Source organism: Pseudomonas sp., assembly GCF_026224925.1.
GTDB lineage: Bacteria > Pseudomonadota > Gammaproteobacteria > Pseudomonadales > Pseudomonadaceae > Aquipseudomonas.
In genome coordinates, this window is sequence record NZ_JAMFRV010000719.1 from 1 (window position 1) to 3,472 (window position 3,472).

A 3,472-nucleotide genomic window follows, 5' to 3' on the forward strand; every position below is an offset into this window, starting at 1 on the left:
ATTCTACAGCGTTTCAACTCGCTGTCAACTGCCTTTTTTCACCGCTTTCGATCACCGCGATCAAAGCCTCTTCCTCGCTAACTAACTGGCTAACTCATTGATTACCAAGGAGTTTCCGTTTCATCTGCTCCGGAAGAGGTGCGAATTATAGGCCCAGAAAAAGTTACGTCAAGGGTTATTCACACCTTTGTAACAACTGATCGCTTTTGTCCTATTAACCGGGGAATCCGCCTAGCAATCATTGGTACCCGGAGCAACAACAGCAGTGAGCCGATGCTTGCATAAAGAGCCCACTCTTTAAGGTCCGCCCGAACAATCCAAAGCATATGCAGCAACCCCAACCCAAGAACCAGGTACACCAAGCGATGAAGCTTCTTCCATCGCAGGCCTAATTGACGCTGACTGTAGCGATTAGGGGTCACCGCCAAAGCAAGGAGACACAAGAAAGCCAGACTGCCCACGATGATATAAGGCCGCTTAACCAACTCGACACCCAACTGCGCCCAATCCAGCCCCAGAATAAAGACTGCATACGCACTCATGTGCATGACGACATAAGCAAAGCACCACAACCCCAGCTGCCTGCGGACAGCTATCCAACCCGGCCAGCCACTCAAGCGCTGCAAAGGCGTCATCGCTAGCGTGATCAGTAACAAAATCAAAGTGCCCAGCCCTAGCCGGTCAACCAGGACTTTGCCGGGATCAGGCCCTAACGCAAAGATCCATGCCTGATACACCCACAGTACGGGTGCCACGCACGCCGCAGCAAAAACGCCAATCCGCCAAAATGGGTAACGCATATCAATAGTTCTTCCGCAGATCCATACCGGCATATAAAGAGGCAACCTCCTCCCCATAGCCATTGAACATCTCCGTCTGCCGAATATTCGGGCTAAACAACCCGCTTGGCAGACGCCTCTCATGTGCTTGGGTCCAGCGCGGATGGTCCACGGTCGGATTCACGTTGGCGTAAAAACCGTACTCACTCGCCGCAATGGTTTGCCACGTGGTTTTGGGCTGCTCGCTCATCAGACTGATCCGCACAATGGACTTCGCGCTCTTGAAGCCATACTTCCATGGCACGACCAAGCGCAACGGCGCACCGTTCTGGTTAGGCAACTCGCGACCGTACATTCCCACCGCAAGAATCGCCAAAGGGTTCATCGCCTCGTCCAGACGCAAGCCTTCCGCGTAGGGCCAATCAATCAATGCGAAATCAGAACGCTGACCCGGCATGGACTTAGGGTCTTGAAGTGTTTCGAAGCGGATGTACTTGGCATTCGAAGTCGGTTCTACCTGCTTCAGGAGTGCAGACAGAGGAAAGCCCATCCAGGGAATAACCATCGACCACGCTTCAACACAACGCAGCCGATAAATCCGCTCTTCGAGCTGATAGGGCTTCATGAAGTCTTCGAGCGCATAACGACCCGGCTTGCCCACCTCTCCATCGATCACAACAGTCCAGGGTTCGGTTTTCAGCGAACCCGAGCTCTTAGCGGGGTCACCCTTGTCCGTTCCGAACTCATAGAAGTTGTTGTAGTGAGTCGCGTCCTTGAACGGCGTGATGGCTTCGCCCTTCACTGTGACCGCCTGCCACTTGGTGTCGGAAAGCTTTGCTTTAAACCAATCAGGCGCGGTGCCAGGCTCGACATCAGCATAAGGGGACGGGTCGGCAGCATCGGCCCAACGCGGCAATGCGCTGACTGTCAAGGCGGCAACAGAGCCTCCGAGCAGTGCACGACGAGAGAAGTAAAAGGATTCAGGCGTGACATCCGACTCTTTACAGTCGGATGCCGAGGGCAGGCTGATTAGCATGATGACTCCACAGCGTTGGGGACCAGTGCACCAATAGACTGTGGAGTATGAGGGAAATTACAGTTTACTCAGCCGATTTATGACGACGCAGCCTCAGCAAATACTGAACAGGACCAGACGCTGCGTACGCAAGGAATATCAGCAATAAGATACGTGGCGGATCACTGAACACGACCGCAAATATCAATACCACAGCGAGAATAGCCACAAACGGCACGCGCCCTTTGAGGTCCAGTTCCTTGAAGCTGTTGTACTTGATATTACTGACCATCAACATACCAGCTGCCGCAACCAACAACGCAACCAGGAACGACATCTTCGAACCCTGAATTCCGTAATCGCTGAACGACCAGACGAGCCCGGCTACTACGCCCGCAGCAGCAGGACTGGCCAAGCCAATGAAATAGCGCTTATCCGCTTTGCCGACTTGGGTGTTGAAGCGCGCCAAGCGCAATGCGGCGCCAGCGACATAGATGAACGCAACCATCCAGCCGACTTTACCCATGTCACCCAACGCCCAGCCAAATGCCAACAAGGCCGGCGCAACGCCAAAGGCAACCATGTCGGCCAGCGAATCGTATTCGGCGCCGAAAGCGCTTTGCGTGTTAGTCATGCGTGCGACTCGACCATCAAGACCGTCGAGCACCATGGCGATGAAAATAGCGATGGCAGCAAAGCCAAAATACTTGCTCGCTGTGGCCGGATCTCCGGCACTCAGCGCACTTTGCGCACTCATCGAACTGATGATGGAATAAAAGCCGGCGAAGAGATTCGCGGTGGTGAACAGATTAGGCAGCAGGTAGATGCCGCGATGCCGGACTTTACGTCCTTCGGCATCATGCCCTTCTTCAATATGCTCATCGATCGGTAGCAGGCTTTCGGCGTCAGAGGCCTGGTTTGGCTCTTCGGGACGTTCGCTCATGGACATTACCTTGCAGCGGGGTGGAGAGTTTCAATAGGTGTTTGCAACGAAGGTTCGTTATCAAACGATGCAGCTTTATACCAGAAGCGGGATGTCAAAACGAAAAAACGCGGCCGAAGCCGCGTTTTTCCTGCAACGAAAACCTAAGAGCTGTATTAGTTCTTGGTTCTGTCGACGATTTTGTTGGCGCCGATCCAAGGCATCATCGAGCGCAGTTTCTCACCGATGATTTCGATACCGTGGTTAGCGTTGTTACGACGCTTGGCGGTCATCGAAGGGTAGCCGGTAGCACCTTCGCTGATGAACATCTTCGCGTACTCACCATCCTGAATGCGTTTCAGGGCGTTGCGCATGGCCTGACGCGATTCAGCGTTGATGACTTCAGGACCCGTCACGTATTCGCCGTATTCAGCGTTGTTGGAGATCGAGTAGTTCATGTTGGCGATACCGCCTTCGTACATGAGGTCAACGATCAGCTTCAATTCGTGCAAGCACTCGAAGTAAGCCATTTCTGGAGCATAGCCAGCTTCAACCAGTGTTTCGAAGCCCGCTTTAACCAGTTCAACGGTACCGCCGCACAGTACAGCTTGTTCGCCAAACAGGTCGGTTTCGGTTTCGTCTTTGAACGTTGTTTCGATGATACCGGTGCGACCGCCGCCAACACCCGAAGCGTAGGACAGTGCAACATTTTTGGCGTTGCCCGACGCATCCTGGTAGATCGCGATCAGGTCAGGG

General features: G+C 53.6%; 3 protein-coding genes and 1 pseudogene. All 4 read right to left on the reverse strand.

The window, feature by feature from the left end:
• Positions 1 to 179: 179 nt before the first annotated feature.
• Positions 180 to 800 (reverse strand): protein-methionine-sulfoxide reductase heme-binding subunit MsrQ, encoded by a 621-nt coding sequence (msrQ, locus tag M0974_RS29980; RefSeq protein ID WP_297845515.1) that lies wholly within the window; start codon positions 798 to 800, stop codon positions 180 to 182.
• 1 nt (position 801) lies between these two features.
• On the reverse strand, positions 802 to 1,815 hold the full coding sequence (gene msrP, locus M0974_RS29985) for a protein-methionine-sulfoxide reductase catalytic subunit MsrP (protein WP_297845516.1): 1,014 nt from the start codon (positions 1,813 to 1,815) through the stop codon (positions 802 to 804).
• 64 nt (positions 1,816 to 1,879) lie between these two features.
• Positions 1,880 to 2,737, reverse strand: a complete 858-nt coding sequence (gene pssA / locus M0974_RS29990; RefSeq protein ID WP_297845518.1) for a CDP-diacylglycerol--serine O-phosphatidyltransferase — start codon at positions 2,735 to 2,737, stop codon at positions 1,880 to 1,882.
• A 155-nt stretch (positions 2,738 to 2,892) separates the two neighbouring features.
• Positions 2,893 to 3,472 (reverse strand): annotated as a pseudogene (locus M0974_RS29995) (ketol-acid reductoisomerase); the annotation flags it as partial.

Coding starts and splice junctions, on each gene's coding strand:
- msrQ (WP_297845515.1), bottom strand. CDS start 800: ATGCGTTACCCATTTTGGCGGATTGGCGTTTTTGCTGCGGCGTGCGTG.
- msrP (WP_297845516.1), bottom strand. CDS start 1,815: ATGCTAATCAGCCTGCCCTCGGCATCCGACTGTAAAGAGTCGGATGTC.
- pssA (WP_297845518.1), bottom strand. CDS start 2,737: ATGAGCGAACGTCCCGAAGAGCCAAACCAGGCCTCTGACGCCGAAAGC.